Annotated in this window: 21 protein-coding genes; 7 read left to right on the forward strand and 14 right to left on the reverse strand. The window is 73.6% G+C overall.

Annotated elements, in window-relative coordinates; translation table 11 throughout:
- Positions 1 to 247: 247 nt before the first annotated feature.
- From ABZX96_RS21485 to pdhA, 7 genes are all read right to left on the reverse strand, one after another.
- Positions 248 to 1,228: an NAD(P)H-quinone oxidoreductase gene (locus ABZX96_RS21485; protein ID WP_355546729.1), complete on the reverse strand. Its 981-nt coding sequence runs from the start codon at positions 1,226 to 1,228 to the stop codon at positions 248 to 250.
- A 248-nt stretch (positions 1,229 to 1,476) separates the two neighbouring features.
- Positions 1,477 to 2,637 carry a potassium channel family protein gene (locus tag ABZX96_RS21490; RefSeq protein WP_355546731.1) on the reverse strand — a complete coding sequence of 387 codons (1,161 nt, stop codon included), beginning with the start codon at positions 2,635 to 2,637 and terminating at the stop codon, positions 1,477 to 1,479.
- Entirely contained in the window at positions 2,634 to 4,919 is a 2,286-nt protein-coding gene (locus tag ABZX96_RS21495) for a molybdopterin molybdotransferase MoeA (protein ID WP_355546733.1), read from the reverse strand. The genes ABZX96_RS21490 and ABZX96_RS21495 overlap by 4 nt, the downstream gene beginning before the upstream one ends.
- Positions 4,912 to 6,006 carry a DUF6457 domain-containing protein gene (locus ABZX96_RS21500; RefSeq protein WP_355546735.1) on the reverse strand — a complete coding sequence of 365 codons (1,095 nt, stop codon included), beginning with the start codon at positions 6,004 to 6,006 and terminating at the stop codon, positions 4,912 to 4,914. The genes ABZX96_RS21495 and ABZX96_RS21500 overlap by 8 nt, the downstream gene beginning before the upstream one ends.
- A 248-nt stretch (positions 6,007 to 6,254) precedes the next feature.
- Complete coding sequence (locus tag ABZX96_RS21505; RefSeq protein ID WP_355546737.1) at positions 6,255 to 7,895, reverse strand: dihydrolipoamide acetyltransferase family protein; 1,641 nt, start codon at positions 7,893 to 7,895, stop codon at positions 6,255 to 6,257.
- On the reverse strand, positions 7,895 to 8,941 hold the full coding sequence (locus ABZX96_RS21510) for an alpha-ketoacid dehydrogenase subunit beta (protein ID WP_355546806.1): 1,047 nt from the start codon (positions 8,939 to 8,941) through the stop codon (positions 7,895 to 7,897). Before ABZX96_RS21510 ends, ABZX96_RS21505 begins: the two co-directional genes overlap by 1 nt.
- Before the next feature lie 2 nt (positions 8,942 to 8,943).
- The gene (pdhA, locus tag ABZX96_RS21515) at positions 8,944 to 10,230 is read right to left on the reverse strand and encodes a pyruvate dehydrogenase (acetyl-transferring) E1 component subunit alpha (protein WP_355546739.1); all 1,287 of its coding nucleotides are present in this window, start codon (positions 10,228 to 10,230) and stop codon (positions 8,944 to 8,946) included.
- A 224-nt stretch (positions 10,231 to 10,454) separates the two neighbouring features.
- Here pdhA and ABZX96_RS21520 point away from each other — a divergent pair, with 224 nt between their 5' ends.
- Entirely contained in the window at positions 10,455 to 10,946 is a 492-nt protein-coding gene (locus ABZX96_RS21520) for an Lrp/AsnC family transcriptional regulator (RefSeq protein WP_355546741.1), read from the forward strand.
- 216 nt (positions 10,947 to 11,162) lie between these two features.
- On the opposite strand, the gene ABZX96_RS21525 is transcribed toward ABZX96_RS21520, so the two are convergent.
- Positions 11,163 to 11,750: a TetR/AcrR family transcriptional regulator gene (locus ABZX96_RS21525; protein ID WP_355546743.1), complete on the reverse strand. Its 588-nt coding sequence runs from the start codon at positions 11,748 to 11,750 to the stop codon at positions 11,163 to 11,165.
- Positions 11,751 to 11,752: 2 nt separating this feature from the next.
- Positions 11,753 to 13,270, reverse strand: coding sequence for a 3-hydroxyacyl-CoA dehydrogenase (locus ABZX96_RS21530; protein ID WP_355546745.1), 1,518 nt, complete (start codon positions 13,268 to 13,270; stop codon positions 11,753 to 11,755).
- A gap of 207 nt (positions 13,271 to 13,477) precedes the next feature.
- Here ABZX96_RS21530 and paaN point away from each other — a divergent pair, with 207 nt between their 5' ends.
- Positions 13,478 to 15,175 (forward strand): phenylacetic acid degradation protein PaaN, encoded by a 1,698-nt coding sequence (gene paaN, locus ABZX96_RS21535; RefSeq protein WP_355546747.1) that lies wholly within the window; start codon positions 13,478 to 13,480, stop codon positions 15,173 to 15,175.
- A 210-nt stretch (positions 15,176 to 15,385) separates the two neighbouring features.
- On the opposite strand, the gene ABZX96_RS21540 is transcribed toward paaN, so the two are convergent.
- The 3 genes from ABZX96_RS21540 to ABZX96_RS21550 form a co-directional block, all read right to left on the reverse strand.
- Positions 15,386 to 16,168, reverse strand: a complete 783-nt coding sequence (locus ABZX96_RS21540; protein WP_355546749.1) for an RNA methyltransferase — start codon at positions 16,166 to 16,168, stop codon at positions 15,386 to 15,388.
- A gap of 146 nt (positions 16,169 to 16,314) precedes the next feature.
- Positions 16,315 to 17,817 carry an HTTM domain-containing protein gene (locus tag ABZX96_RS21545; RefSeq protein WP_355546751.1) on the reverse strand — a complete coding sequence of 501 codons (1,503 nt, stop codon included), beginning with the start codon at positions 17,815 to 17,817 and terminating at the stop codon, positions 16,315 to 16,317.
- The gene (locus tag ABZX96_RS21550; RefSeq protein WP_355546753.1) at positions 17,814 to 18,482 is read right to left on the reverse strand and encodes a DUF5819 family protein; all 669 of its coding nucleotides are present in this window, start codon (positions 18,480 to 18,482) and stop codon (positions 17,814 to 17,816) included. The genes ABZX96_RS21545 and ABZX96_RS21550 overlap by 4 nt, the downstream gene beginning before the upstream one ends.
- Positions 18,483 to 18,652: 170 nt before the next feature.
- Here ABZX96_RS21550 and paaA point away from each other — a divergent pair, with 170 nt between their 5' ends.
- The 5 genes from paaA (at position 18,653) to ABZX96_RS21575 (ending at position 22,442) form a co-directional block, all read left to right on the forward strand.
- The gene (gene paaA, locus ABZX96_RS21555) at positions 18,653 to 19,615 is read left to right on the forward strand and encodes a 1,2-phenylacetyl-CoA epoxidase subunit PaaA (protein ID WP_355546755.1); all 963 of its coding nucleotides are present in this window, start codon (positions 18,653 to 18,655) and stop codon (positions 19,613 to 19,615) included.
- A gap of 268 nt (positions 19,616 to 19,883) precedes the next feature.
- Positions 19,884 to 20,150 carry a 1,2-phenylacetyl-CoA epoxidase subunit PaaB gene (paaB, locus tag ABZX96_RS21560; RefSeq protein ID WP_355546808.1) on the forward strand — a complete coding sequence of 89 codons (267 nt, stop codon included), beginning with the start codon at positions 19,884 to 19,886 and terminating at the stop codon, positions 20,148 to 20,150.
- Positions 20,147 to 20,866 (forward strand): 1,2-phenylacetyl-CoA epoxidase subunit PaaC, encoded by a 720-nt coding sequence (gene paaC / locus ABZX96_RS21565; protein ID WP_355546757.1) that lies wholly within the window; start codon positions 20,147 to 20,149, stop codon positions 20,864 to 20,866. Before paaB ends, paaC begins: the two co-directional genes overlap by 4 nt.
- Complete coding sequence (gene paaD, locus ABZX96_RS21570) at positions 20,860 to 21,372, forward strand: 1,2-phenylacetyl-CoA epoxidase subunit PaaD (protein WP_355546759.1); 513 nt, start codon at positions 20,860 to 20,862, stop codon at positions 21,370 to 21,372. Before paaC ends, paaD begins: the two co-directional genes overlap by 7 nt.
- Positions 21,372 to 22,442, forward strand: coding sequence for a 2Fe-2S iron-sulfur cluster-binding protein (locus ABZX96_RS21575; RefSeq protein ID WP_355546761.1), 1,071 nt, complete (start codon positions 21,372 to 21,374; stop codon positions 22,440 to 22,442). The genes paaD and ABZX96_RS21575 overlap by 1 nt, the downstream gene beginning before the upstream one ends.
- A gap of 348 nt (positions 22,443 to 22,790) precedes the next feature.
- Here ABZX96_RS21575 and ABZX96_RS21580 read toward each other — a convergent pair whose 3' ends face one another.
- Together ABZX96_RS21580 and ABZX96_RS21585 are read right to left on the reverse strand one after the other, a co-directional pair.
- Positions 22,791 to 23,135 (reverse strand): rhodanese-like domain-containing protein, encoded by a 345-nt coding sequence (locus ABZX96_RS21580; protein ID WP_355546763.1) that lies wholly within the window; start codon positions 23,133 to 23,135, stop codon positions 22,791 to 22,793.
- A 9-nt stretch (positions 23,136 to 23,144) separates the two neighbouring features.
- On the reverse strand, positions 23,145 to 24,011 hold the full coding sequence (locus ABZX96_RS21585) for a hypothetical protein (RefSeq protein ID WP_355546765.1): 867 nt from the start codon (positions 24,009 to 24,011) through the stop codon (positions 23,145 to 23,147).
- Between the last annotated feature and the right edge of the window lie 107 nt (positions 24,012 to 24,118).

Below are 24,118 nucleotides of genomic sequence, written 5' to 3' on the forward strand. Positions count from 1 at the left end.
GCACGTGCCTGGAGGCACGTGGCCTGGAGGCACGTGGCCTGGAGGCACGTGGCCTGGAGGCACGTGGCCTGGAGGCACGTGGCCTGGAGGCACGTGGCCTGGAGGCACGTGGCCTGGAGGCGCGTGGCCTGGAGGCGCGTGGCCTGGAGGCGCGTGGCCTGGAGGCGCGTGGCCTGGAGGCGCGTGGCCTGGGAGGCGCGTGGCCTGGAGGCGCGTGGCCTGGGAGGCGCGTGGCCGACAGGTGCCCTCAGCCGGTCGTCAGGATGACCTTGCCGATGTGGGTGCTGGCCTCCATCACCCGGTGGCCCTCGGCGGCCTGGGCGAGCGGCAGCGTCCGGTCGACGATCGGGCGGACCTGACCGTTGGCGATCAGGGGCCAGACGTGTTCCCGTACGGCCGAGACGATGGCGGCCTTCTCCTCGACCGGGCGGGCGCGCAGGCTGGTGGCGGTGACCGCGGCCCGCTTGGTCAGCAGCGCGCCGATGTTCAGCTCGGCCTTCGCGCCGCCCTGGAGGCCGATGATGGCCAGCCGTCCGCTGGTGGCCAGCGCCTGGACGTTCCGGTCCAGGTACTTGGCGCCCATGATGTCGAGGATGACGTCCGCGCCCCGGCCGCCGGTGGCCTCGCGCACCTCGGTGACGAAGTCCTGCTCGCGGTAGTCGATGAGGATGTCCGCGCCGAGTTCGGCGCAGCGGGCCAGCTTCTCGGGGCCGCCCGCCGTCACCGCCACCTTGGCGCCGACGGCCTTGGCAAGCTGGATGGCCATCGTGCCGATGCCGCTGGAGCCACCGTGCACCAGCAGGGTTTCACCCGGACGAAGGTGCGCAACCATAAACACATTGGACCAAACGGTGCATACGACCTCGGGCAGCGCCGCGGCCCCGATCAGGTCCACACCCTCCGGAACGGGCATGACCTGGCCCGCCGGCACCGCGACCCGCTCCGCGTACCCGCCGCCCGCCAGCAGCGCGCACACCTCGTCGCCCACCGACCAGCCGTGCACGCCGGGGCCCACGGCGGCGATCCGGCCGGAGCACTCCAGGCCCGGATACGGGGACGCCCCGGGCGGCGGATCGTAGAAGCCCTGGCGCTGGACGACGTCGGCCCGGTTGACGCCGGTGGCCACCACGTCGATCAGGACCTCGCCCTCGGCCGGCCGCGGATCGGGGACCTCGGTCCAGACGAGGACTTCGGGGCCACCTGGTTCGGGAATGGTGATCGCTCGCATGTGCGCGAGGCTACTCCGCCGCGTCCGGTGGTGCCGGGGGCGGCGCCCGGCCGGTCCGGATCGGTTCCTGGGCAGTCTTGCTCGGTTGCTGCTCGGTTTTCGCTCGGTTTCCGCTTCGTTCTGCTCGGTTCCTGCCGGGTTCCCGCTTCGTACCGCTCGGTTCCTGCCGGGTTCCCGCCCCTTCCGCTCGGTTCGGCTCCGGCTCCGTCCTGGCGCGCTCCGTCCTGGCGCGCCGCCTCCGGAGCGGGTCAGTCCTGGGGCCGGCGGACCCGGGATATCGGGGACATCGAGGCGACGCCGTGGCCGGGGAGGCCGGGGTGGGTGCCGGGGCCAGGGCGGGGCTCGTCCTCGTCCTCCGTGGGAGCGGCGCGGACGATGGTGATCAGCCGGTCGGCGGTCTGGAGCGGGCTGGCCGCGGGGTCGTCGTAACCGAGCAGCCGGTGGCCGCGCAGCACCGCGACGATCAGGTCGTCCGTCTCCCGGACGGACTTGCCGACCTCGGAGCGGACCACCGGCCGTTCGACCAGGTCGAGGCCGCTGCCCTGCTGGATCAGGTCCTCCATGACCGTCCCGGCGCTGGGGCTGTGCACCGACAGGCCGAGCAGCCGCCCGGCGGCGCTCGCCGAGGTGATCACGGAGTCGGCGCCGGACTGCCGCAGCAGCGGCGCGTTCTCCTCCTCGCGGACGGCGGCGACGATGTTCGCCTTCTTGTTGAGCTGCCGGGCGGTGAGGGTGACCAGGACGGCCGTGTCGTCGCGCTGGGTGGCGATGACGATCTGCCGGGCGCGCTGGACCTCGGCCCTCAGGAGGATGTCGCTGCGCGTGGCGTCACCCAGCACGCCCGCGAACCCCTCGGCGAGGGCGACGTCGATGACCTTCGGGCTCGGGTCCACGATGACGATGCGGTCGCGGGTCAGCCCGGTCGCGCACAGGGTCTGTACGGCGGACCGGCCCTTGGTGCCGAACCCGACGATGATGGTGTGATCGCGCAAGGCTTTCCTCCAGCGGTTCAGTCGCCACTGCTCGCGGGTGCGCTCGGTGAGCACTTCGAGCGTGGTGCCGACCAGGATGATCAGGAACAGCACGCGGAGGGGCGTGATGAGCAGGATGTTCAGCAGCCGGGCGCCGTCCCCGTAGGGGACGATGTCGCCGTATCCGGTGGTGGAGAGGGTGACGGTGGCGTAGTAGACGCAGTCGAGGAAGTCGACGGTGTCGTCCGCGTTGTCGTGGTACTCGTCCCGGTCCACCCAGACGATCAGCACCGTCACGACGAGGACGAGCAGCGCCATCAGCAGCCGGCGCACCACTTGCCGCAGCGGGGCGACCGGGGCCCGGTGCGGGATCCGCACGCGGCGGGACAGATCCTCCGGGGTGTCCCGGGCCGCGGCATCGTGCAGGGGCAGCTTCACGCGGGGCCTCCGGGGGAGGGGGTGGTGCGGCTTTCGGGCTTCTCGTCGGGGGCGGGTTTCCGGTCGGGGGCGGGGCACCCGGGACGTTTCGCATCGGGGGCGGGGCGCCGGTTCCGGCTCGGCTCCTGGCCCGGGTCCGTCCGCCGGCCCCACTCGCACTGGTCGTTCCAGTCCGCCGACCAGGGGAGATCGAGGATGTCGGCCTCCTGGCCACGCGCCGTGCCGCCCGGGGGGACGACGGCCAGCGCGTCCGCCACCGCGACCCCGCGCAGCATCGCCGGACCGTTGAACCGCAGCGGTACGGCCACCACCCCCTCCCGCACGTCGTCGCGGTAGGCCACCGGCACGAGACGGGTGTCACGGGGGTGGCCGGGCACGGCGGTGGTCAGCGGCGCCTTGTAGGAGTCGGGCTGCCGACGCGCTCCCAGCGTCCGCAGCAGCGGCTCGGCGAGCGTGACCAGCCCGGACACGGCGGCGAGAGGGTTGCCCGGCAGGCCGACCAGGTGCTGGTGCGCGCTCAGCCGGGCCAGCAGCATCGGGTGCCCGGGGCGCACCGCCACGCCGTCCACCAGGATCTCCGCCCCCAGCCGGTCGAGCGTGGCGTGGACGTGGTCCCGGGGTCCGGCGGCCGTACCGCCCGTCGTGATCACCAGGTCGGCGGTGGTGGACGCGATGGCCTCGTACAGCGCCTCGGCGTCGTCGGCGAGATGGCGGGACGGGGCCGCCTCGGCGCCCAGCGCGCGCAGCCAGGGACCGAGCATCGGGCCCAGCGCGTCCCGGATGCGGCCCCCGCGCGGCAGCCCCTCGTGCAGCAACTCGTCACCCAGGACGAGGACTTCCACGCGGGGGCGGCGGTGCACCACCAGTTCGTCGTAGCCGGACGCGGCGGCCAGGCCGAGGACGGCGGGGGTCACCAGGGCGCCCGCGGGCAGGAGTTGATCACCGCGGCGGCACTCCTGGCCGCGCGGCCGGATGTCCTGCCCCGGGGGAGCGGGGTCGTGGGCGTGCAGCCGGGCGGTGGGGGCTGGGGCGCCTGTGCCGGGTGCGGTCGTGTCTTCGGGGCCGGGTGCGCGTCCGCTGTGGGGGCGGGGTGACGGCTCGCCTCCGTGCCGGGAACGGGGTGAGTGCTCGCGGACCTCGCCGTGTTCGCTGCGCAGGACGGCGGTGGCGCCGAACGGGACGCGGGCCCCGGTGGCGATGCGGATGGCGTGGCCGTCCGGGAGGGGCGCGGTGGGTTCGTGGCCGGCGAGGATGCCGGGGTCGTTCTCGTCGTCGGTGGTTTGGGCTTTGGTGGTCCGGGTTTCGGGGGTCCGGGTTTCGGTGGCCCGGTTCTTGGCCGGGGTGTCGGGGTCGTCCGTGCCGGGGGCCTCGTCGTCGTGGGCGGGGCCGACGATGTGCCAGGGGCCGGGTCCGGAGACGGCCCAGCCGTCCATCGCGGAGGTGTCGAAGGGCGGCAGGTCCGTCAGGGCGGTGACGGGCTCCGCGAGCGTGTGGCCGAGCGCCTCGTCCAGCGGACAGGCCGCCGCCTCCAGCGCGCCGTACGCCGCCCGGGCCGCCACGGCGCGGGCGTGACGCCATGAGACGGGGGCGGGGCGGGCGGGGGCGGGACTGTGGTTGGGGCTGGGGTTGGGGATCACGGGGGCGTCGGGGGGTGCGGTGGTTCGGGAGGGGCGGTTCGTTGGGGTGGGGTGGGGGGTGCTGGTGGGGGTGTTGGTGGGGGTGCCGGTGGGCCTGCCTGCGGGCCCGCCGGTGGGCCCGCCGTTCAGGAACGGGAGGTCGTCGTCGAGGTCGTCGTCGGCGAAGTGCTCGTCGGCGAAGTCGTCGTCCGCGAAGTGCTCGTCGGCGAACGCGTCATCGGCCTCATCGTCGAGTCCGATGATGAGACCGGTGTCGCGGCCGAGACCGGTGCCGAGACCGGTGCCAAGGCCAGTGCCGAGGCCGGATGTCTGCCTCTTCTCCTTTTCCGGCGTCCCGGACCGTTTCTCCTGGTCCGACGTCCCGGACCGTTTCTTCTTCTCCGGTGCCGTGGCCCGTCGCGGCTCGCCGGGCGGTTGCCGGTGCGCCCGGCCGTTTGCCGTATCCGGCTGCCCGTGGGCCCAGTCGTCGGTGTCCGGGTCCCAGGGGAAGCCCGGCACCGGTTCCGGCAGACCGTCCTTACGGCGGGCGGCCGGACGGTCCTCCTCGGGGTCCCTGGCTACCGGGCGCCGGCGCGCGCTGCTGCCCCGTTCGCCGAAAAGGTCGTTGACCAGCGCCAACGCATCGTCGAACTCGCCGTCATTCATGGCCCTGATTCGCTTCCGGCTGCACGTCGTGAGGTTGTCCGTCCGTGGGCTTCCCGGGGGCGCCCGGTGGGCCGTCCGACGCCGTACCCGCCTCCTGCCCTTCAGCGGCCCACCGATTGGCCAACGCCGCCAGGACGCCCGCCAGTTCCGACACCTCCCGGCCCTGCTGGGCGGCGGCGTAACCGACCAGGAAGGTCGTCAGCGGCGCGGCCGGGCGGGCGACGCCGTGTGCGGCGTCACGCGCGAGGTCGAGAAGTGCCGCCGTGTCCACGTCGAGCTCGATGCCCAGCTCGGCCTTGGCTGCGGTGATCCATTCGTCCAACACGCTTCCATGCTCCCTGATGCGGCGGCGCGCCGTGCTCAGGTCCTCCCAGGTGTCGCAGTCGAAGGCCGCCGTGGCCGTGGGGTCGGGAACGCGCCGGAGCGCCAGCCGGGCCGTCAGCGCCCGGAGGGGGAGGCCGTGCAGGGTCCCGTGCTCGGCGCGGAGCGCCGCCAGCTCACGGTGCAGGGACGCGGAACGGTAGGCGGCGACGAGCGGCTGGTCCCGGCCGTGGGCGTCACGCAGTAGCGCGCCGTCGGGGGTGGTGGAACGGCTGGGTAGCGGGGGCGTGCCGGGGCTGCGGTCGTGGTGCCGGTCGTGGTCCTGGAAGGGCCTGCGGTTTTTTACGGGTACGGGGACGGGGGCGCGGTGATCATCGCACCCCGAGCCGGGCCCCTCTCCGATCCCGAACCTCGCGTCCGGGCCGGGGACGACCGCCGCGAGCAGGCTCCGCACCGTCCCACGGGTGAGGAACGGCAGGTCGGCGGAGAGAACGAGGACGACCGGGGCCGAGGTGTGACGCAGACCGGCGCCCAGCGCGGCGAGCGGGCCGCCGCCCGGTGGGTCCTCCCGTGCGTGGACGACCTCGCGGACGGTGGGCCGGGGCGGCCCGACGACGACGGTCGTCGCCGCGTCCGGGCAGGCGGCCAGCACCCGGTCCAGGAGGGGGCGACCGCCGACCGGCAAGGCCGGTTTGTCCGCACCGCCCAGCCGCTTCGCGGCGCCCCCGGCCAGCACGAGCGCGTCGTAGGGGTCGTGGTCGCTCATCCGGCCAGTATCCACCGCCGTGCGCCGGAGGCCGGGGGGTGGCCGGGGGTGGCCGGGGGCGGGCCCATGGGCCGCGTCCTCGTCCCGGGCCCGTATCTCTGCCGAGTGGCGGACGACGGGCCGGACGCGCACCGCCCCGGCCCAGCCCAGCCCGGACCCACCAGCGCCCACGTCAGCCCGCAGCACCGCCCCGCCAGGCCGCCGGACGGGCCCAGCGCCGCCCCCTCAGCCCCATAGGCCCCCGACGATCACAGCCCCCGCAGCAGCAGCGCCGGCCGTTCCACGCAGTCGGCGACGAACCGCAGGAACCCGCCCGCCGTCCCCCCGTCGCACACCCGGTGATCGAAGGTGAGCGACAGCTGCACCACCTGACGCACCGCCAGCTCACCGTCCACCACCCAGGGCTTGGGCGTTATTCGGCCCACACCGAGCATCGCGGCTTCCGGGTGGTTGATGATCGGCGTCGAGCCGTCGACGCCGAAGACGCCGTAGTTGTTGAGGGTGAAGGTGCCGTGGGTGAGCTCGGCCAGGGTGAGCAGCCCGTTGCGGGCCGACTCGGTCAGGCGGGCGATTTCCTCGGACAGCCCCTCCACCGTGCGGGCCTGGGCGTCGCGCACCACGGGCACCACGAGTCCCCGGTCGGTCTGTGCCGCGAAGCCCAGGTGGATGCCGGAGAGCCGGACGATCTCGTTGGTCTCCGTGTCGACGGTGGAGTTCAGCATCGGGTAGCGCGCCAGCGCGGCCGTGCAGACGCGGGCGAGCAGCGCCAGGAGGGAGACCTTCGGGGCGCCGGGAACGTTCATCGCCTTCCGCGCCGCGAGCAGTTCGGTGGCGTCGGCGTCGACCCAGCAGGAGGCGTCGGGGATCTCGTGGCGGCTGCGGCGGAACTTCTCCGCCGCAGCGCCCCGCATCCCCCGGAGCGGGATGCGCTCGGCCTCGCCCGGCAGCCGCCCGTAGGTGACCGGCTGGCCGGCCGGTTCGGCGACCACGGTTGCGGTGCCCGCCGCCATCGGCGCCCCGGTCGGCGCGGACTCGCGCTCCCGGGCCGCGCGCTCCACGTCCGCGCGCAGGATCAGCCCCTCCGGGCCGGTGCCCCTCACGTCCCGCAGGTCCAGGCCGTACTCGCGGGCGAGTCGCCGGACGAGGGGGGAGATGACGGCGACCGCCCCCCGGACGCCGCCTCCGTGCGGGGCGGTGCGGCTCGCCGGTGCGGTGACCTGCTGCACCTCCGGGGCTATCGCCGCGGTGCCGGACCAACGGGTGGACGGCGCCTCGGGCGCGGTCGGCCGGGCGGTCTCTCCAACTGGGTGGGGAGCCACCGGCCGGGTCCGGCGGCGGCGCCCGGTGGCGGCCGTGGTCCCGTAACCGACGAGCACGTTCCCCGACCCCTCGTCCGCGGAGGTGCCCGCCGTCCCTTGAGGCGCGCGCCCGTTCACCGACGCTCCACCGGACGCGGCCCCGGCACCCCGTACGGCCGTCCCACCGGACGCGGCCCCGCCGCCCCCACCAGAAGCAGACCGAACGCCAGAAGCAGCCCCGACACCGGAAGCAGACCCAACGCCGGAACCAGCCCCGACCGCCCCACCAGAGTCGGCGGCCCCACCGGCCACGCCTCCCGACGGCTCCCCGGGCGGCATCGCGCTCTCGCCGACCGCCACCGTCAGCAGGGGCGCCCCGACCGGCAGCTCCTCGCCCTCGTCACCGAGCCGTGCGGTGACCACGCCCTCGTAAGGGCACGGCACCTCCACCAGCGCCTTGGCGGTTTCGACCTCCACGACGGTCTGATCGACCGCCACCACCTCACCGATCTCGACCAGCCATCGCACGATCGTCGCCTCGGTGAGCCCTTCGCCCAGGTCGGGCAGGGCGAATTCACGGACCTCGGCCATCACGAGCCGCCCCCTTCGGTCCAGTCCGATTCCCACTGCAACCGGGCCACCGCGTCCAGCACGCGGTCCACGCCCGGCAGGTGGTGCCGTTCCAGCATCGGCGGCGGGTACGGGATGTCGAAACCCGCGACCCGCAGCACCGGCGCCTCCAAGTGGTGGAAGCAGCGCTCCGTCACCCGCGCGGCGATCTCCCCTCCAGGACCGCCGAAGCCGCTCGCCTCGTGGACGACCACCGCCCGCCCCGTACGCCGGACGGACGCCACGACCGTCTCGTCGTCGAAGGGCGTCAGCGACCGCAGGTCCACGACCTCCAGGTCCCAGCCCTCCGCCGTGGCCGCCTCCGCTGCCTCCATGCAGACGGGGAGCGAGGGCCCATAGGTGATGAGCGTGGCGCTGCTACCGGGGCGCCGGACCTCGGCCCGCCCTATGGGGGCGACGGGCGCCGGGTCCTCGGGGGACCAGTCCGCCTTGGACCAGTACAGGCGCTTGGGTTCGAGGAAGACCACCGGGTCGTCGGAGGCGATGGCGGCGCGCAGCAGGCCGTAGGCGTCGGCGACCGTGGCGGGCGTGACCACGTGGAGGCCGGGCGTCGCCATGTAGTACGCCTCGGAAGAGTCGCTGTGGTGCTCGACGCCGCCGATCCCGCCCCCGTAGGGGATGCGGATCGTCAGCGGCAGCGGCATGGCGCCCCGGGTGCGGTTGCGCATCCGGGAGACGTGGCTGACCAGTTGCTCGAAGCCGGGGTAGGCGAAGGCGTCGAACTGCATCTCCACCACCGGCCGCAGCCCGTACATGGCCATGCCGACGGCGGTGCCGAGGATGCCGGCCTCGGCCAGCGGCGTGTCCGTGCACCGGTCGTCGCCGAACTCCCTGGCCAGGCCGTCGGTGATCCGGAAGACGCCGCCCAGGGTGCCCACGTCCTCGCCCATGACGTGGACGGACGGGTCCTGCGCCATGGCGTCGCGCAGCGCCCGGTTGAGCGCCTGGGCCATCGTGGCGGGTTTGCGCCCGGTGGTGGACGGGGTCTTCGTCGTGGACGTCGTCATGGTCATGGCCGGGCCTCCCGTCCCGGGTGCGCCGCGCCCCGCGCCTGGGGGACGGCCTGGACGCGCGCGCCGCCTCGGGTCTCGCCGCCGTAGGGGTCCCGCGCGGGTGCCGTGTCGCCCGTGGAGCCGTGCGGGCCGTCCCCGGCGTGGACCTCCTCCTCGGCGGCGAGTTCGGCCCGCAGCAACGCGGCCTGCTCGCGCAACTGGCCGGTCTGCTCGGCGTAGACGTGGGCGAAGAGGTCCATCGGGTCCAACCGCGGATCCTGGTGCATGCGGGTGCGCAGGTCGGCCGCCATCTCCTCGGCCTCCTTGCGCACGCTCGCCGTGAACTCGTCCGTCAGGAGGCCGCGTGCGGTCAGTTCGTGTTCCATCAGGGCTATCGGGTCGTGTCCGCGCCACGCCTCCACCTGCTCGTCGGTGCGGTAGCGCGTGGCGTCGTCGGCGTTGGTGTGCGCCTCGACGCGGTAGGTGACGGCCTCGATCAGGGTGGGGCCGCCGCCGCGGCGCGCCTGCTCGACGGCGGCGGACAGCACCTCCAGGACCGCCGGGGCGTCGTTCCCGTCCACCAGGCGGCCCGGCATGCCGTACCCGACCGCCTTGTGGGCGAGGGTGGGCGCGGCCGTCTGCTTGGCGAGCGGCACCGAGATCGCGAAGCCGTTGTTCTGCACCAGGAAGACGACGGGGGCCTGCCATACGGCGGCGAAGTTCAGCGCCTCGTGGAAGTCGCCCTCGCTCGTCCCGCCGTCGCCGACCAGCACCAGGGCCACCACCTCGTCACCCTTCAGGCGCGCCGCGTGGGCGAGCCCGACGGCGTGCGGGAGTTGGGTGGCCAGCGGGGTGGACAAGGGTGCGACGCGGTGGGCGTAGGGGTCGTACCCGGTGTGCCAGTCGCCGCGCAGCAGTGTCAGCGCCTGCACCGGGTCCAGCCCGCGCGCCACCGCCGCCAGGGTGTCGCGGTAACTGGGGAAGAGCCAGTCCTGCTCCTTGAGGGCCAGCGCGGCGGCGACCTGGCACGCCTCCTGGCCGGTGGACGAGGGGTACACCGCGAGCCGGCCCTGCCGGGTCAGCGCGGTGGCCTGGGTGTTGTAACGGCGGCCACGGACCAAATGGCCGTACAGGTCGGTCAGCAAACCGCTGTCCAACCGCTCGGCGGCGTCCGTGCCCAGCACGCGGTGGGGCTCCGGGTCGGGGAGGAGGGCGGTGGCGTCCGCGCGCGGCTTCCAGGCGGGAGGCGGCGCGAGCCACTGTTCCCTGCTCCTGCTGCCGCCGGACTGCTCAAGAACCGTCATGACGAGCACCTCCTCGTTCGGAAGGGGTGGGCGCGGGGCGCCGCGTGGGGGTGGTGGCGGGCGACGGGCGGGAAAGATGCGAGAGACGAGGGCCGGTCGGCCCTTCCCTACCGATTGTTCGGTCGTTGGCACATTTTGGCTACAGGCGGCCCGAGGCTGTGGACAAACGGTTCTGCAAAGCCTGAGATGCATACAGGGCGTCCATAAAGGGGAGGCGGGACGGTATGCCGGACGAACAGATGGCCACCTCCGGTGCGCACCCTCCCGTACGCCCGTTGGACACCATCGACCGCGCGATCCTCCGTATGCTGCAGACCGACGGACGGGCCTCCATACGCTCGGTGGCCGAGCGGGTCCACGTCTCGCGCGCCAACGCCTACGCCCGGATCAACCGCCTGATCGACGACGGCGTGATCCGCGGCTTCAGCGCCCGCATCGACCAGGAACGGGCAGGCCAGGGCGCGTCCGCGTACATCACCTTGAGAATCGTCCAGAACTCCTGGCGCACGGTGCGCAAGCGCCTCGAAGCGCTCCCCGGCGCCGCGCACATCGCCCTGGTGGGCGGCGACTTCGACGTCCTGCTGCTGGTGCACACCAAGGACAACCGCGAGCTGCGGGAGCTCGTCCTCAGCCGGATCCAGTCCATCCCGGAGGTGCTGGGGACCCGCACGCTCCTGGTCTTCGAGGAGTCGGATCTCAGCCCGGAAAACCCGTGAGGGGGACGGATTTATCCACAGGGAGCCGTCCCGGGGACGGAACCGGGGGTCGCGCCGGAGGCGGGCCGGACGTCAGCGGACGGCAGGTCGGGAGCGGCAAGACCGGCCGCCGGCCGCCAGCGTGCCGGGACGAGGGCGGAACGAGGACGGAGCCCAGGCCGGACGCCCCCGATTCCCCACGGAAGCCGCCCGCAGCCCCCTACGTCCCCGAACCCCTCAGGCCCGCAACCCCGCGAACGCCGTCCGCACCACCGCGTCGGCGATCTCCTCGCTGCTCGCCGAGCCGCCCCTGGACGGCCGGTACCACTCCACGATGGAGTTGACCATCCCGAACAGCAGGCGGGTCGCCAGCCGGATGTCCACGTCCGGGCTGAGGTCGCCGTCGGCCGCCGCTTCCTTGAGCAGGTCCGCCACCCGCTGGTCGAACTCGCGGCGGCGTTCCATGGCCCAGCGCTCGGTGTCCGTGTTGCCGCGCACCCGCAGCAGCAGCGTCACGTAGGGCAGCTCCGCCACCAGCACCTCGACCTCGCGGCGGGTGACGTACTCCAGGCGCTCGATCGCCCGCCCCTGCACGGCACCCGGCTCGTCCAGCACCGCGAAGAGGCCGTCCAGCGCGCGCCTTATGGCCCGCTGCAGCAGTTCCTCCTTGCTGCGGACGTGGTGGTAGATGGAGGACTTGGAGATTCCGGCGGCCTTGGACAGGTGCTCCATAGAGGTGCCGTCGTAACCGCGCTCGTTGAACACGTCGACGGCCACCGCGAGCAGCGAGTCGGGCGTGTAGGTGTCGCGCTTGGCCATGGTCATGATTAGAGCACCCGCTTCCGCCCGCGCGCACGGCGCCGCAGTTCCCGGCACGGCACGTACCGTCCACCGCCGTACTGGCGGCTCAGCGCGGTCAGGACCGCGCACACCCAGGGCGCGCCGAGCCGGTCGAGCCACTCGAAGGGCCCGCCGGGGTAGTTCACGCCCCGGCGCATGGCCGTGTCGATGTCCGCTTCCGCGGCGACACCGCGCGCCCGGGCGTCCACGGCCAGGTCGATGATCATGGCGACCGTACGGGCCACGACCAGGCCCGGCACGTCCTCGATGACGCTCACCCGTTTCCCGAGCGCCTGGAAGAGGCCCACCGCCTCCCGTACGTCCCCGGGGAGCGCGGAGTCGGAGGGCGCCAGCGCGATCCGGGACGCGGACCGGTAGTCGAACGCCAGGTCGAACTGGATACGGCGCCCGGCGGCCTCCCCGGCGGGCGATCCGTCCGCCAGGGCGAGCACCGCGCCCCCGGGGAGCCGCAGCGAACCCCCGGGCTCCTCGCCGTCCCGCTCCCGTACGACCTTGATGCCCGCCTCCTCGATCAGCGCGGGCAGCTCCCCGACGGGTCCCGCGCCGCCGTCCCGTACGACGACCACGGCGGGTGGCGGGCACGGCTCGGCCGTCGCCGGCTCCGGGCGGGCCGCGCCCTCGGCGTGGTCGTACCAGCCGCGTCCCGACTTGCGGCCCAGCAGCCCCGCCTCCACCAGGCGCCGCTGCGCCAGAGAGGGCGTGAACTTCGGGTCCTGGTGGAAGCCCTCCCACACGGAGCGGGTGACGGCTTCGTTGACGTCCTGCCCGATGAGGTCGGTCAGTTCGAAGGGCCCCATCGGAAAGCCGCCGCCCTCGCGCAGCACGGCGTCCAGGGTGGCCGGGTCGGCGGCGTTCTCCTCGTACAGGCGCAGCGCCTCGGCGTAGAAGGGGCGGGCGAGGCGGTTGACGAGGAAGCCGGGGGTGTCGGCGCAGCGGACGGGCGTCTTGCCCCAGGCGGCGGCGGTGGCATACGCGGTGTCGGCCGCGGCCGGGTCCGTGGCGTACCCGCTGACCACCTCCACCAGGGGCAGCACGGGCGCCGGGTTGAAGAAGTGCAGGCCCACCAGGCGCCCCGGGTGGCGCAGCGCGCCCGCGACGGCGGTGACGGAGAGCGAGGAGGTGTTGGTGGCCAGCAGGGCGTCCTCGGCGATGACCGCCTCCAGGGCCGCGAACAATTCCCGCTTGACGTCCAGCCGTTCCACGATCGCCTCGGCGACGAGCGCGGCACCGGCGAGGTGGGCGGGCTCCGTCACCGGCACGAGCCGGGCGCGGGCGGCGTCACGGTCGGCGGCGGTCATACGGCCCTTGTCCACCAGGCGGTCCAGGCGGCGGCCGATCGCCGCGGCGGCCTCGGCCGCGCGGCCCGGCGCCGCGTCGTAGAGCCGCACCGGATGGCCCGCGACCAGCGCGACCTGGGCGATTCCCTGCCCCATGGTGCCGGTGCCGACGACGGCGACGGTGCTGCCCGGATCGATGGCTGTCATGGCGCGGGTCCTCCCCGACGGAAGTTGTCCACAGGTTCGGGGACGGCCCTTGCCCCGACCGATCGTTCGGTTACTCTAGCTGCGTTGCCGTTGTCGTCCCAGTCCCCGACGTATCCGTCCGCAGCGGATTCCCCGGATCCCCGCAGCGGGCCGACGTCCTCGCACCCTCCCTTGTACCGGCCCGGCTCGACGAGGAGTTGGTCATCAATGGCCGCCGCACCGACCACAGCGAAGCTGTTCGACAAGCACCGCCCGACGCTCGACCAGGCGCTGGAGGCCATCCGCACCCGCGCCTACTGGTCCCCGTACGCGGAGCACCCCAAGGCGTACGGCGAGACCGCCGCGCCGGACGGACAGGCCGCCTTCGACGCGCTGCGCGACCAGCGCTTCGCCCTGGACCAGCCGGGCACCGACGACTGGGTCGGCGAGGAAGTCTCCCCGTACGGCCCCGCGTTGGGCATCACCTACCCGCACCCGGACGCGGACCGGCTGCTGCCCGCCATGCGCGCGGCGATGCCCGCCTGGCGGGACGCCGGGCCGCTGACCCGGGCCCTTGCCTGTCTGGAGATCCTGGCCCGGATCAACGCCCGCTCCCACGAGTTCGCGCACGCCGTCATGCACACCAGCGGCCAGGCGTTCATGATGGCCTTCCAGGCGGGCGGCCCCCACGCGCAGGACCGCGGTCTGGAGGCGGTGGCGTACGCGTACGCCGAGCAGGTCCGCACCCCGGAGGCGGCCAACTGGTCCAAGCCGCAGGGCAAGCGTGACCCGCTCAACCTCAGCAAGTCCTTCACGTCCGTCCCCCGCGGCGTCTCCCTGCTCATCGGCTGCAACACCTTCCCCACCTGGAACGGCTACCCCGGCCTGTTCGCCTCCCTGGCGACCGGCAACGCCGTCCTGGTCAAACCGCACCCGCGCGCCGTCCTGCCGCTCGCCCTCACCGTCCGGGTGGCCCGCGAGGTCCTGAGCGAGGCGGGCTTCGACCCCGACCTGGTGTGCCTGGCCGTCGACCGGCCCGGCGAGGGGCTCGCCAAGACGCTCGCGGTGCGCCCCGAGGTGCGCCTGATCGACTACACCGGTTCCACCGCGTTCGGCGACTGGCTGGAGGCCAACGCCCGCCAGGCGCAGGTCTTCACCGAGAAGGCCGGCGTCAACTCCGTCGTCATCGACTCGACGGACGACTACAAGGGCATGCTCGGCAACCTCGCCTTCTCGCTGTCCCTGTACACCGGCCAGATGTGCACCACCCCGCAGAACCTCCTCATCCCCCGCCAGGGCATCACCACCGAATCCGGCCCGAAGTCCTACGACGAGGTGGTCGCCGACCTCGCCGGCGCCGTCGGCAAGCTGCTGGGCGACGACGCGCGGGCCAACGCGCTCCTGGGAGCCGTGGTCAACCCGCAGGTCAAGGAGCGCATCGACGCGGCCCCGAAGCTGGGCGAGGTGGCCCTGCCCTCCCGCCAGGTGACGAACCCGGAGTTCCCGGACGCCACCGTCCGCACGCCCGTGATGGTCAAGCTGGACGGCGCCCGCAAGCTCTGGGACAGCCCCGGCGCCGACGCGCCGTACCTGTCGGAGTGCTTCGGCCCGATCTCCTTCGCGGTGGCCGTCGACTCCACGGCGGACGCGGTGGACCTGCTGCGGCGCACCGTCCGCGAGAAGGGCGCCATGACGGTGGGCGCCTACACCACCTCGCCGGACGTCGAGCGGCTGGTGGAGGAGGCGTGCCTGGAGGAGTGCGCCCAGCTCTCGCTCAACCTGACGGGCGGGGTGTACGTGAACCAGACGGCGGCGTTCTCCGACTTCCACGGCTCGGGGGGCAACCCCGCGGCGAACGCGGCGCTGTGCGACGGGGCCTTCGTGGCGAGCCGGTTCCGGACGGTGGAGGTGCGTCGGCCGGAGTGATCACGTAGGTGCGATGTGCCGGGCGGGGCGCCCGGGATCGTGTGCCCCGCCGGGACGCTGCCGCCTGCCTTGCGACGACACCAGGGTTGCTCCCGGGTGGTGGCCGCGCGGCGTCTTCGTCTCACGCCGCCAACGGCCCGACGGCCCGCGTCCGAAGCACTCCCGTCGGGCCGTCGGGCCGTCGGGCCGTCAGGCCGTTGCCCCTCCACCTCAGGCCGCCATCGGCGTCCCGTTCCCCCGGGACATCCAGTGGAAGAGCCCCATGGCGACACTGGTGGCGAGGTTGAAGCTGGACACCTGGGGCCGCATCGGCACCGCGACCAGGGCGGTGGCCCGCGCCTTGAGCTCCGGGGAGATGCCCTGCCGCTCGGACCCGAAGGCGAGCACGGCGTCGTCGGGGAACGCCATCGTCCGGATGTCGGCACCGTCGGGGTCCAGCGCGTAGACCGGGCCGGGCGGCAGGTCGTCCGGCTCCACCCGGCGGACGGCGGTGGCGAAGTGCAGCCCGGCCCCGGCGCGCACGACGTTGGGGTGCCAGGGGTCCTGCGTCCCCGTGGTGACGACACCGGTGATGCCGAAACCCGCCGCCAGGCGGACGACGGCGCCGATGTTGCCGAGGTTGCGCGGGTTCTCCAGGAGGACGACGGGGGCCGGGCGGGGCGAGCGCCACAGGGCGCCCCGGGTCTCCTCGTCCGCGGGCCGGGTGGCGAGCGCGGCGACGCCGGTGGGGTGGGTCCGGGGCACCAGCGCCCGCATGACCTGCTCCGGGACCTCCACGGCCAGCGCGTCCACGGACGCCCGGACGTCCTCGGCGAGGCCGGCCGCCAGTTCCAGCAGCCCGGCCTTGTCCGTGGTGATCACCTGTCGCACGTCGCCGCCGAAGCGCAGCGCGTGCTTGAGCGCGTGGAACCCGTCGAGCAGTACCGCGTCCGGCCCCTCCGCGCTCGCGCGCCAGCCCCGCTTCAACGCGTCCAACGTGCCGTTCTCCTTCATGCCGTCCACTATCTCCTGCCTCGTACGGCACAGACGCACCGGAGGGGCGGGACGGCCCGCGTTCCACCAGGGGGCGCGACCAGCCCGGCAGACACCCGGTGGTCGGCTTCGCACGCGTCCCGTTCCCCGGAGTGCCCGGGGCCCGGTCAGCCGACGGTCGCCCGCGTGCCGTCGCCGCCGTCCTGAGGGGCGTTACGGGCCGGCCCGTCGACGCCACGAGGGGCTGACGGCACCCGTACGTCCGTCCCTCCTGGCGCGCCCCCGGCACTCCCGCCGCCCCGGCCACGGCGCAGCCGGTTCCCCACGCGCGCCGCACGGGCGCCCAGCCTGGTCAGGAAGGCGGTCGGCAGGAACACCGCGTCGGCCGCGACCATCGCGAGCGAGAAGAACGGCAGCCCCAACAGGAACGCGATCGCCAGGTGCTCGCCGATCATGGCGACGAGCAGCACGTTCTTCAGGCGCCGGTTGAACACCGTGAAGGGGAACGCCACCTGCACGATCACCGTGCCGTAACTGAGCAGCATGATCAGCAGGCCGTTGCCCGCCAGCGCCCGGGACAGATCGGGCCACGGCGAGAAGTAGTCCAGGTGCAGCGGGTAGTAGACGGCGGTGCCGTCCTGCCAGCGCGAGCCCTGGATCTTGTACCAGCCGGCGGTGGCGTAGACGAGGCAGACCTCGACGAGGATCACCAGGAAGGCACCGTTGTGGACGAGCTTGGCCAGCATGTCCAGCACCGCCCGCGGCTCCCCGGGCGCGTACCGCTCGGCCAGCCACCACACGGCGTGGACGGCCCACAAGCCCCACAGCGCCAGGCTCCACCCGACACCCGGGCACGGCCCGTGCGCGAACCAGGAGAGCCCGTACGCGCCCCCGAATTGCGCGGTGGCCAGCACGAGGCCGAGCACGGCCCACAGGACGATGCCGGGCAGGTCCCGCCCCGGACGGGTGCCCCCTCCAGGTGCCTCGGCCGCGCGGCGGGCGCGGCGGGCGTCCAGGGACCACACCTGGCCGCACCGGGTGAGGACGAGGTACATCGCCATCAGGTGGATGACGTTGTCGCCACCGTCACCGGCGTAGATGCTGCGGTTCTGGAGCGAGAGCACGCCCACCATGAACAGCACGGACATCGTGCGGGTGCGCCAGCCCACCAGGAGGAGCGCGCTGGAGACCACCGCCAGCCCGTAGACGGCCTCGAACCACGCGGTCGAGCCGGACCAGGGCAGGACCGAGAAGGCGTGGTTGTTGTCGAGGAACGGGCGTGCCAGCTCCAGGCTCCACGGCCCGTCCGGCCCGTACAGCTCGCGCCGGTGGGGGAACTCGCGCAGCAGGAAGAGCAGCCAGGTGGTGGCGAACCCGATGCGCACGACGGCCGTCTGGTACGGGCCCAAGGCGAGGGTGCCGACGCGGGCGAAGCCGCGGCGGATGGCGCGCTCGATCCGGGTTTCGTCGGGGAGGGGGGCGGCCTCGGGGGCGCGCACGGGGGGCTTCCGGGCGGGGGACCCGTTGGGCCCCGGGACCCGCGGGCCGCCGACGGCGAACGCCGAACCGGCGGCGCTCGGAGCGCCCTTCGGGGCCGACGGACCGTCGAAGGCGGGCATCGGGTGGTGACCGTCCGGCGTGGCCCGGGGCGGCTGCGGCGGAGTGCTCACTGGTGCGTCGCCCCCTCGGGCAGGTCGGCCGCGGTGACCGGCCACCAGGGCACGACGCGGTACACGGGCTGGGTGGCGACCTTCTCGGCGCTCCACGGCGGTGGCCCGACCGGCGTCGTCATGGAGCGCACCTGCACCCGCTCGACCGCGCCGCCGGCCGCCCATTCCGCGCCGAGCCGCGCCATGACGATGCGCCGCACGTAGCGTTCGGAGAGCCGGCCGCGCGGCCCGGTGGCCCGGTTCTGCGCGTCGTGCGAGGTGACGAAGAACTCCCAGGCGCGGCGCAGCACGTTCTGCTGGGTGTGGCTGGGGAACAGGTTGTGCCGGATGGCCTGCCCGTCGCGCGCGGAAAGGTCGGTCCAGCCGGTGGTGCGTGTGCCGCCGTCCCGGGTGCGGAGCTGGGCGCGCGCCTGGACCGCGATGTTCTGCTGGAGCGGGTTGGGCGCGAACAGCTTCCAGTTCTGTTCGTACTCGGGGTAGACGTAGTCGCCTATCTCCTTGCTGTACTGCTTGCTGACCGTGTTCGGCGGCGCGACGTGCAGGAACGTCATGCCCAGGTGGATGGCGAGCGCGAGGGCGACCGCCCCGGCCGCGACGACCACGATCACGCGCGAGGGCAGCGAGAGCGCGACCAACGGCCGCGGTTCGTCCCCGTATGACTGCATTGGTGCCCCGTTCACAGAATCCCGTACGGCTCCGCGCCGCCCCCGGAACCGTACCTAGCGGACCCCATCGGACACACCCTGCTCCGGGTTATCCACAGGCTTGACACCCGCGCCACCGCCGACCCACCATTGAACCGAACGATCGGTCGGTCGGGAGCGAGGGGGCACACATGACGACGACGATCGCGCCGGACGAACCGGGACAGGAAGCCCTGGCAGCCGTCTTCGAGGCGACCGTGGCCGCCGACGAACGCGTGGAGCCACGCGACTGGATGCCGGACGCCTACCGCTCGTCCCTGATACGGCAGATCGCCCAGCACGCGCACTCGGAGATCATCGGCATGCAGCCGGAGGCCAACTGGATCACGCGCGCGCCGTCCCTGCGCCGCAAGGCGATCCTGATGGCCAAGGTCCAGGACGAGGCGGGACACGGCCTGTATCTCTACAGCGCCGCCGAAACCCTCGGCGCCGACCGCGCCGACCTTCTGGACAAGCTCCACTCCGGCCGCCAGAAGTACTCCTCCATCTTCAACTACCCGACCCTGACCTGGGCCGACGTCGGTGCCATCGGCTGGCTGGTGGACGGCGCCGCCATCACCAACCAGGTGCCGCTGTGCCGCTGCTCCTACGGCCCCTACGCCCGCGCCATGGTCCGCGTCTGCAAGGAGGAGTCCTTCCACCAGCGCCAGGGGTACGAGCTCCTGCTCGCCCTCAGCCGCGGCACACCGGCCCAGCACGCCATGGCCCAGGACGCCGTGAACCGCTGGTGGTGGCCCTCCCTGATGATGTTCGGCCCGCCGGACGACGAGTCGGCGCACTCCGCCCAGTCGATGGCCTGGAAGATCAAACGGCACTCCAACGACGAGCTCCGCCAGCGGTTCGTCGACATCTGCGTCCCCCAGGCCGAATCGCTGGGCCTGACCCTGCCCGACCCCGACCTGACCTGGGACCCGGAGCGCGAGCACTGGAACTTCGGCCCCATCGACTGGGACGAGTTCCGCGAGGTCCTCAAGGGCAACGGGCCCTGCAACGACCAACGGATCGGCCAGCGGCGGCGGGCCCACGAGAACGGCGCCTGGGTCCGCGAGGCCGCCGCCGCCTACGCGGCCAAGCACGGAGAGGCGACCCGATGACCACGACCCTCTCAACGAGGCCCGCACAAAGGAGGGTCCACCAGTGACCACCCCCGGACCCGACACCCCCAAGGGCCCGGACCGGCCGGACGCGCCGGCCCCGGCGAACCCCGACCGCCCGGATTCCCCGGCCCGGCCCGGTTCCGACCGCCCGCAGGCACCGGCCTCGTCACAGCCCGCCCCCACGGAGCCCCGGCCGCAGACCGCCGCCACCGGCCAAGGCGACCAGGGCGACGACCCAGGCACCCCGGGCCGCACCGAATGGCCCCTGTGGGAGGTCTTCGTCCGCAGCCGCCGCGGCCTGTCCCACACCCACGCCGGGAGCCTGCACGCCCCCGACGCCCAGATGGCCCTGCGCAACGCCCGCGACCTCTACACCCGCCGCTCCGAAGGCGTCTCCCTCTGGGTGGTGCCCTCCACCGCGATCACCGCCTCCTCCCCGGACGAGAAGGACCCGTTTTTCGCCCCGGCCGCCGACAAGCCCTACCGCCACCCGACCTTCTACGACATCCCCGAGGGGGTGCGGCACCTGTGACCACCGCCGCCCCGTCCACCGCCCTCGCCCTGGCCCTCGGTGACGACGCCCTCGTGCTCTCCCACCGGCTGGGGGAATGGGCGGGCCACGCGCCCGTCCTGGAGGAGGAGGTCGCCCTCGCCAACATCGCCCTGGACCTGCTCGGCCAGGCCCGCGTCCTGCTCTCCCTCGCCGGCGACGAGGACGAACTGGCCTACCTGCGCGAGGAACGGGCCTTTCGCAACCTCCAGCTCGTCGAGCAGCCCAACGGCGACTTCGCCCACACCATCGCCCGCCAGCTCTACTTCTCCACCTACCAGGAACTCCTCTACGCCCACCTCGCCCAGGAAGGCGGCCCCCTCGCCCCCCTGGCCGCGAAGGCGCTCAAGGAGATCGCCTACCACCGCGACCACGCCGAACAGTGGACGCTGCGCCTGGGCGACGGCACCCCGGAAAGCCGCACCCGCATGCAGCGCGGCCTGGACGCCCTGTGGAAGTACACCGGCGAACTCTTCGCCCCCCTGCCGGAAATGGACCTCCCCGCCACCCTGCGCGACGACTGGACCGCCCGCGTCACCGACGTCCTCACGCGCGCCACCCTCCACCTGCCCCAAGGACCGCGGCAGGCCGCCTGGGCCGCGGGAGCCGGACGGCAGGGCATCCACACCGAACCGTTCGGACGGATGCTCGCCGAGATGCAGCACCTGCACCGCAGCCACCCGGGAGCGACATGGTGACCGCCACCTCCCTCGAAACGCGGCTGCGCGAACTGGCCGGCGCGGTGCCCGACCCGGAGCTGCCCGTCATCACCATCGCCGAGCTGGGCGTCCTGAGGGACGTACGCCTCACCGCCCCCGGCCACGTCGAAGTCGACCTCACCCCCACCTACACCGGCTGCCCGGCCGTGGAGACCATGTCCGCCGACATAGAGCGCGTCCTGCGCGCGCACGGCATGGCGCGGGTCGAGGTCCGCACGGTCCTCAGCCCGCCGTGGAGCACCGACCACATCACGGACACCGGCCGCCGCAAACTCGCCGAGCACGGCATCGCCCCGCCCCGCCCCGGCCACCTGACCGGCGGCGGACACGCACCCGGCCCGATACCGGTCGGCCTGGCCATCCGCTGCCCGCACTGCGGATCCACCGAGACCACCCTGCTGAGCCGGTTCTCCTCCACCGCCTGCAAGGCACTGCGCCGCTGCACCACCTGCCGCGAACCGTTCGACCACTTCAAGGAGTTGTGATGTTCCACCCGCTCCGGGTCGCGGCGGTCGAACGGCTCACGGACGACGCGGTGGCCGTCACCTTCGACGTCCCACCCCACCTGCGCGACACCTTCCGGCACACCCCCGGCCAGCACATCGCCCTGCGCCGCACCGTGGACGGCCGGGAAATCCGCCGCACGTACTCCGTCTGCACCCCGGCCACCGCCGACCCCGTCCTCCAGGTGGGCATCCGCCTGGTCGAGGGCGGCGCCTTCTCCCCGTACGCCCTCAAGGAACTGGCGCCCGGCGACACCGTCGAGGCGATGGCCCCCGCCGGACGCTTCGTCCTGGAACCCCGGCCCGGTCACTTCGTCGGCATCGTCGGCGGCAGCGGCATCACCCCGGTCCTGTCCATCGCCGCCACCCTGCTGGCCCGCGAGCCACGCGCCCGGTTCTGCCTGGTGCGCAGCGACCGGACGGTGGCCTCGTCGATGTTCCTGGAGGAAGTGGCCGACCTCAAGGACCGCTACCCGGACCGCTTCCAGCTCCTGCACTCCCTCTCCCGCGAGGAACAGCAGGCCGGACTCCCCACCGGCCGGCTGGACGAGCCCCGGCTGCGCGCGCTCCTCCCCGCGCTGCTGCCCGTGGCCTCCGTGGACGGCTGGTTCCTGTGCGGCCCGCACGGCCTGGTGCAGAACGCGGAACGGGCCCTGCGTTCCCTCGGCGTCGCCCGGCAGCGCATCCACGAGGAGATCTTCCACGTCGACGACGGCACCGCCCCACCGGCCTCCGCCTCCGCGTCGGCCCCCTCCATCCCCCCGCGCGCCTCGCTGGCCGGCACCGTCACCGCCACCCTGCACGGGCGCTCCGGAGCCTGGCCGGGACGGGACGGCGAGACGCTGCTGGAGACGGTGCTGCGCCACCGCGCCGACGCCCCGTACGCGTGCAAGGGCGGAGTCTGCGGCACCTGCCGGGCCTTCCTGGTCGACGGCGAGGTGCGGATGGACCGCAACTTCGCGCTGGAGGACGAGGAAGTGGCCGCGGGCTACGTACTGGCCTGCCAGTCGCACCCGGTCACGGAGGAGGTGGCGGTGGACTTCGATCGGTGAGGCTCGGTGAGGCGACGCCCGGGGGACGGTGCGGGCCGGGGGACAGTCCAGGCCGGGGGGCAGTGCGGGCCGGGGACGTCGAGCTCCGACGGCTGAGGCGGCGCCCTGTGCCCGGGTGAGGCTGGGGCGGCCGGGCTCCGAGAGAGGCCGTCCGACGGCGAACGCGGCGCACAGCATGTGCGCCCAGGGCCGTTGGACCCGTGCGCAGGCTCCACGAACGGACCGGCGCGCGCACGCCCCCCTACGTACGCGCACCCTCCTGGGCGCTTGGGGCGGGCAGGCGCCACCCCGTGCCCACAGGCCCGCACACGTGCCCCGCGCACCCGTGAGCGCGAGCCGTAACCGGCGTCAGATGACCGTGCCCGTGCCGCCCTTGCCGTCCGTGACCGGCCGCCCCGCGGCCTCCCACGCCTGCATCCCGCCCTCGACGTTCACCGCGTCGATGCCCCGCTGGATCAGGTACTGGGCGACCTGGGCGGACCGCCCACCGACCCGGCACATCACATAGACCTTGCCGCCCTCGGGCGCCTGCTCCACCAACTCGCCGTAACGGCCCACGAAGTCGCTCATGGGAATGTGCAGGGCACCCTCGGCGTGCCCCGCCTCCCACTCGTCGTCCTCCCGCACATCCAGGAGGAAGTCATCGGAGGTAAGAGCGTCGACACCGACCGTGGGCAGAGAACCGAAATCCATGGCTCGACGCTACCCGACAAGCTGTGCGAGATATGCCTCGCGCTCCGCGACATCGGCGAGCAGCTTCTCGGCGATCTCGTTCAGCAGCGCGTCCGGGTCGTCCGGTGCCATCTTCAGCATCGCCCCGATGGCGCTGCCCTCCAGCTCGGCGGCCACCCCGGCCAGCATCTCCTTGCGCTCCGCCAGCCACTCCAGCCGCGCGTACAGCTCCTCGCTCTCGCTCGGCCGCTGGTCGCGGTGCGCCGGACCGGCCTCCCACTCGTCCGCCAGATCCCGCAGCGCCGCCTCGTTCCCGCTCGCGTACGCCGCGTTGACCCGCACGATGAACGCCTCCCGCCGGGAGCGCTCCGCCTCCTCGCGCGCCAGGTCGGGGTGGGCCTTCCGCACGAGGTCGCGGTAGGTCCGGCGCGCCTGGTCGCTGGGCCGCACCTTCTCGGGCGGTCGCACCTGCTGCTCGGTGAGCATCGCCTCCGCCTCGGGGAAGAGTCCTTCCGACCCCACCCACCCGTGGAAGAGCTCCTCCACGTTCGGCATCGGCAGCACGGCGGCCCGCGCCTCCCGGGCCCGCCGGATGTCGTCGGGGTCTCCCGTACGGGCGGCGACCGCCTCCGCGATCCGCGCGTCCAGCTCGTCCAGCCGCGCGTACATCGGACCGAGCCGCTGGTGGTGCAGCCGAGAGAAGTTGTCCACCTCCACCCGGAAGGTCTCCACCGCGATCTCGAACTCGATCAGGGCCTGCTCGGCGGCCAGCACCGCCTGGGCCAGCCGCCGCGTCGCCGCGTCATCGGCCTCCCTGGCGTCGGTGTCCGGGGCCTCGACGCGGCCGGCCGGCCCATCCGATCCGTCCTGCGCGTTCTCCGCTTGCGAGTTCGTCACCCGGCCACCCTACGACCCGGGGGGATGGGGGTTGGGGGTGTGGTGGGGGGTGGGGGCGTTCGATGTTCTCGCCGTCTTCGATGTTCTCGCCGTCTCGGGGGGGGGGG

Origin of the sequence: Streptomyces sp. NPDC003077 (assembly GCF_040611095.1) — a bacterium.
Lineage (GTDB): Bacteria > Actinomycetota > Actinomycetes > Streptomycetales > Streptomycetaceae > Streptomyces.

Bases quoted from the DNA above. Each gene is read 5' to 3' on its own strand.
- ABZX96_RS21485 (WP_355546729.1), bottom strand. From the start codon at position 1,228: ATGCGAGCGATCACCATTCCCGAACCAGGTGGCCCCGAAGTCCTCGTC.
- ABZX96_RS21495 (WP_355546733.1), bottom strand. From the start codon at position 4,919: ATGAATGACGGCGAGTTCGACGATGCGTTGGCGCTGGTCAACGACCTT.
- ABZX96_RS21500 (WP_355546735.1), bottom strand. From the start codon at position 6,006: ATGAGCGACCACGACCCCTACGACGCGCTCGTGCTGGCCGGGGGCGCC.
- ABZX96_RS21505 (WP_355546737.1), bottom strand. From the start codon at position 7,895: ATGGCCGAGGTCCGTGAATTCGCCCTGCCCGACCTGGGCGAAGGGCTC.
- ABZX96_RS21510 (WP_355546806.1), bottom strand. From the start codon at position 8,941: ATGACGACGTCCACGACGAAGACCCCGTCCACCACCGGGCGCAAACCC.
- pdhA (WP_355546739.1), bottom strand. From the start codon at position 10,230: ATGACGGTTCTTGAGCAGTCCGGCGGCAGCAGGAGCAGGGAACAGTGG.
- ABZX96_RS21520 (WP_355546741.1), top strand. From the start codon at position 10,455: ATGCCGGACGAACAGATGGCCACCTCCGGTGCGCACCCTCCCGTACGC.
- ABZX96_RS21525 (WP_355546743.1), bottom strand. From the start codon at position 11,750: ATGACCATGGCCAAGCGCGACACCTACACGCCCGACTCGCTGCTCGCG.
- ABZX96_RS21530 (WP_355546745.1), bottom strand. From the start codon at position 13,270: ATGACAGCCATCGATCCGGGCAGCACCGTCGCCGTCGTCGGCACCGGC.
- paaN (WP_355546747.1), top strand. From the start codon at position 13,478: ATGGCCGCCGCACCGACCACAGCGAAGCTGTTCGACAAGCACCGCCCG.
- ABZX96_RS21540 (WP_355546749.1), bottom strand. From the start codon at position 16,168: ATGAAGGAGAACGGCACGTTGGACGCGTTGAAGCGGGGCTGGCGCGCG.
- ABZX96_RS21550 (WP_355546753.1), bottom strand. From the start codon at position 18,482: ATGCAGTCATACGGGGACGAACCGCGGCCGTTGGTCGCGCTCTCGCTG.
- paaA (WP_355546755.1), top strand. From the start codon at position 18,653: ATGACGACGACGATCGCGCCGGACGAACCGGGACAGGAAGCCCTGGCA.
- paaD (WP_355546759.1), top strand. From the start codon at position 20,860: ATGGTGACCGCCACCTCCCTCGAAACGCGGCTGCGCGAACTGGCCGGC.
- ABZX96_RS21575 (WP_355546761.1), top strand. From the start codon at position 21,372: ATGTTCCACCCGCTCCGGGTCGCGGCGGTCGAACGGCTCACGGACGAC.
- ABZX96_RS21580 (WP_355546763.1), bottom strand. From the start codon at position 23,135: ATGGATTTCGGTTCTCTGCCCACGGTCGGTGTCGACGCTCTTACCTCC.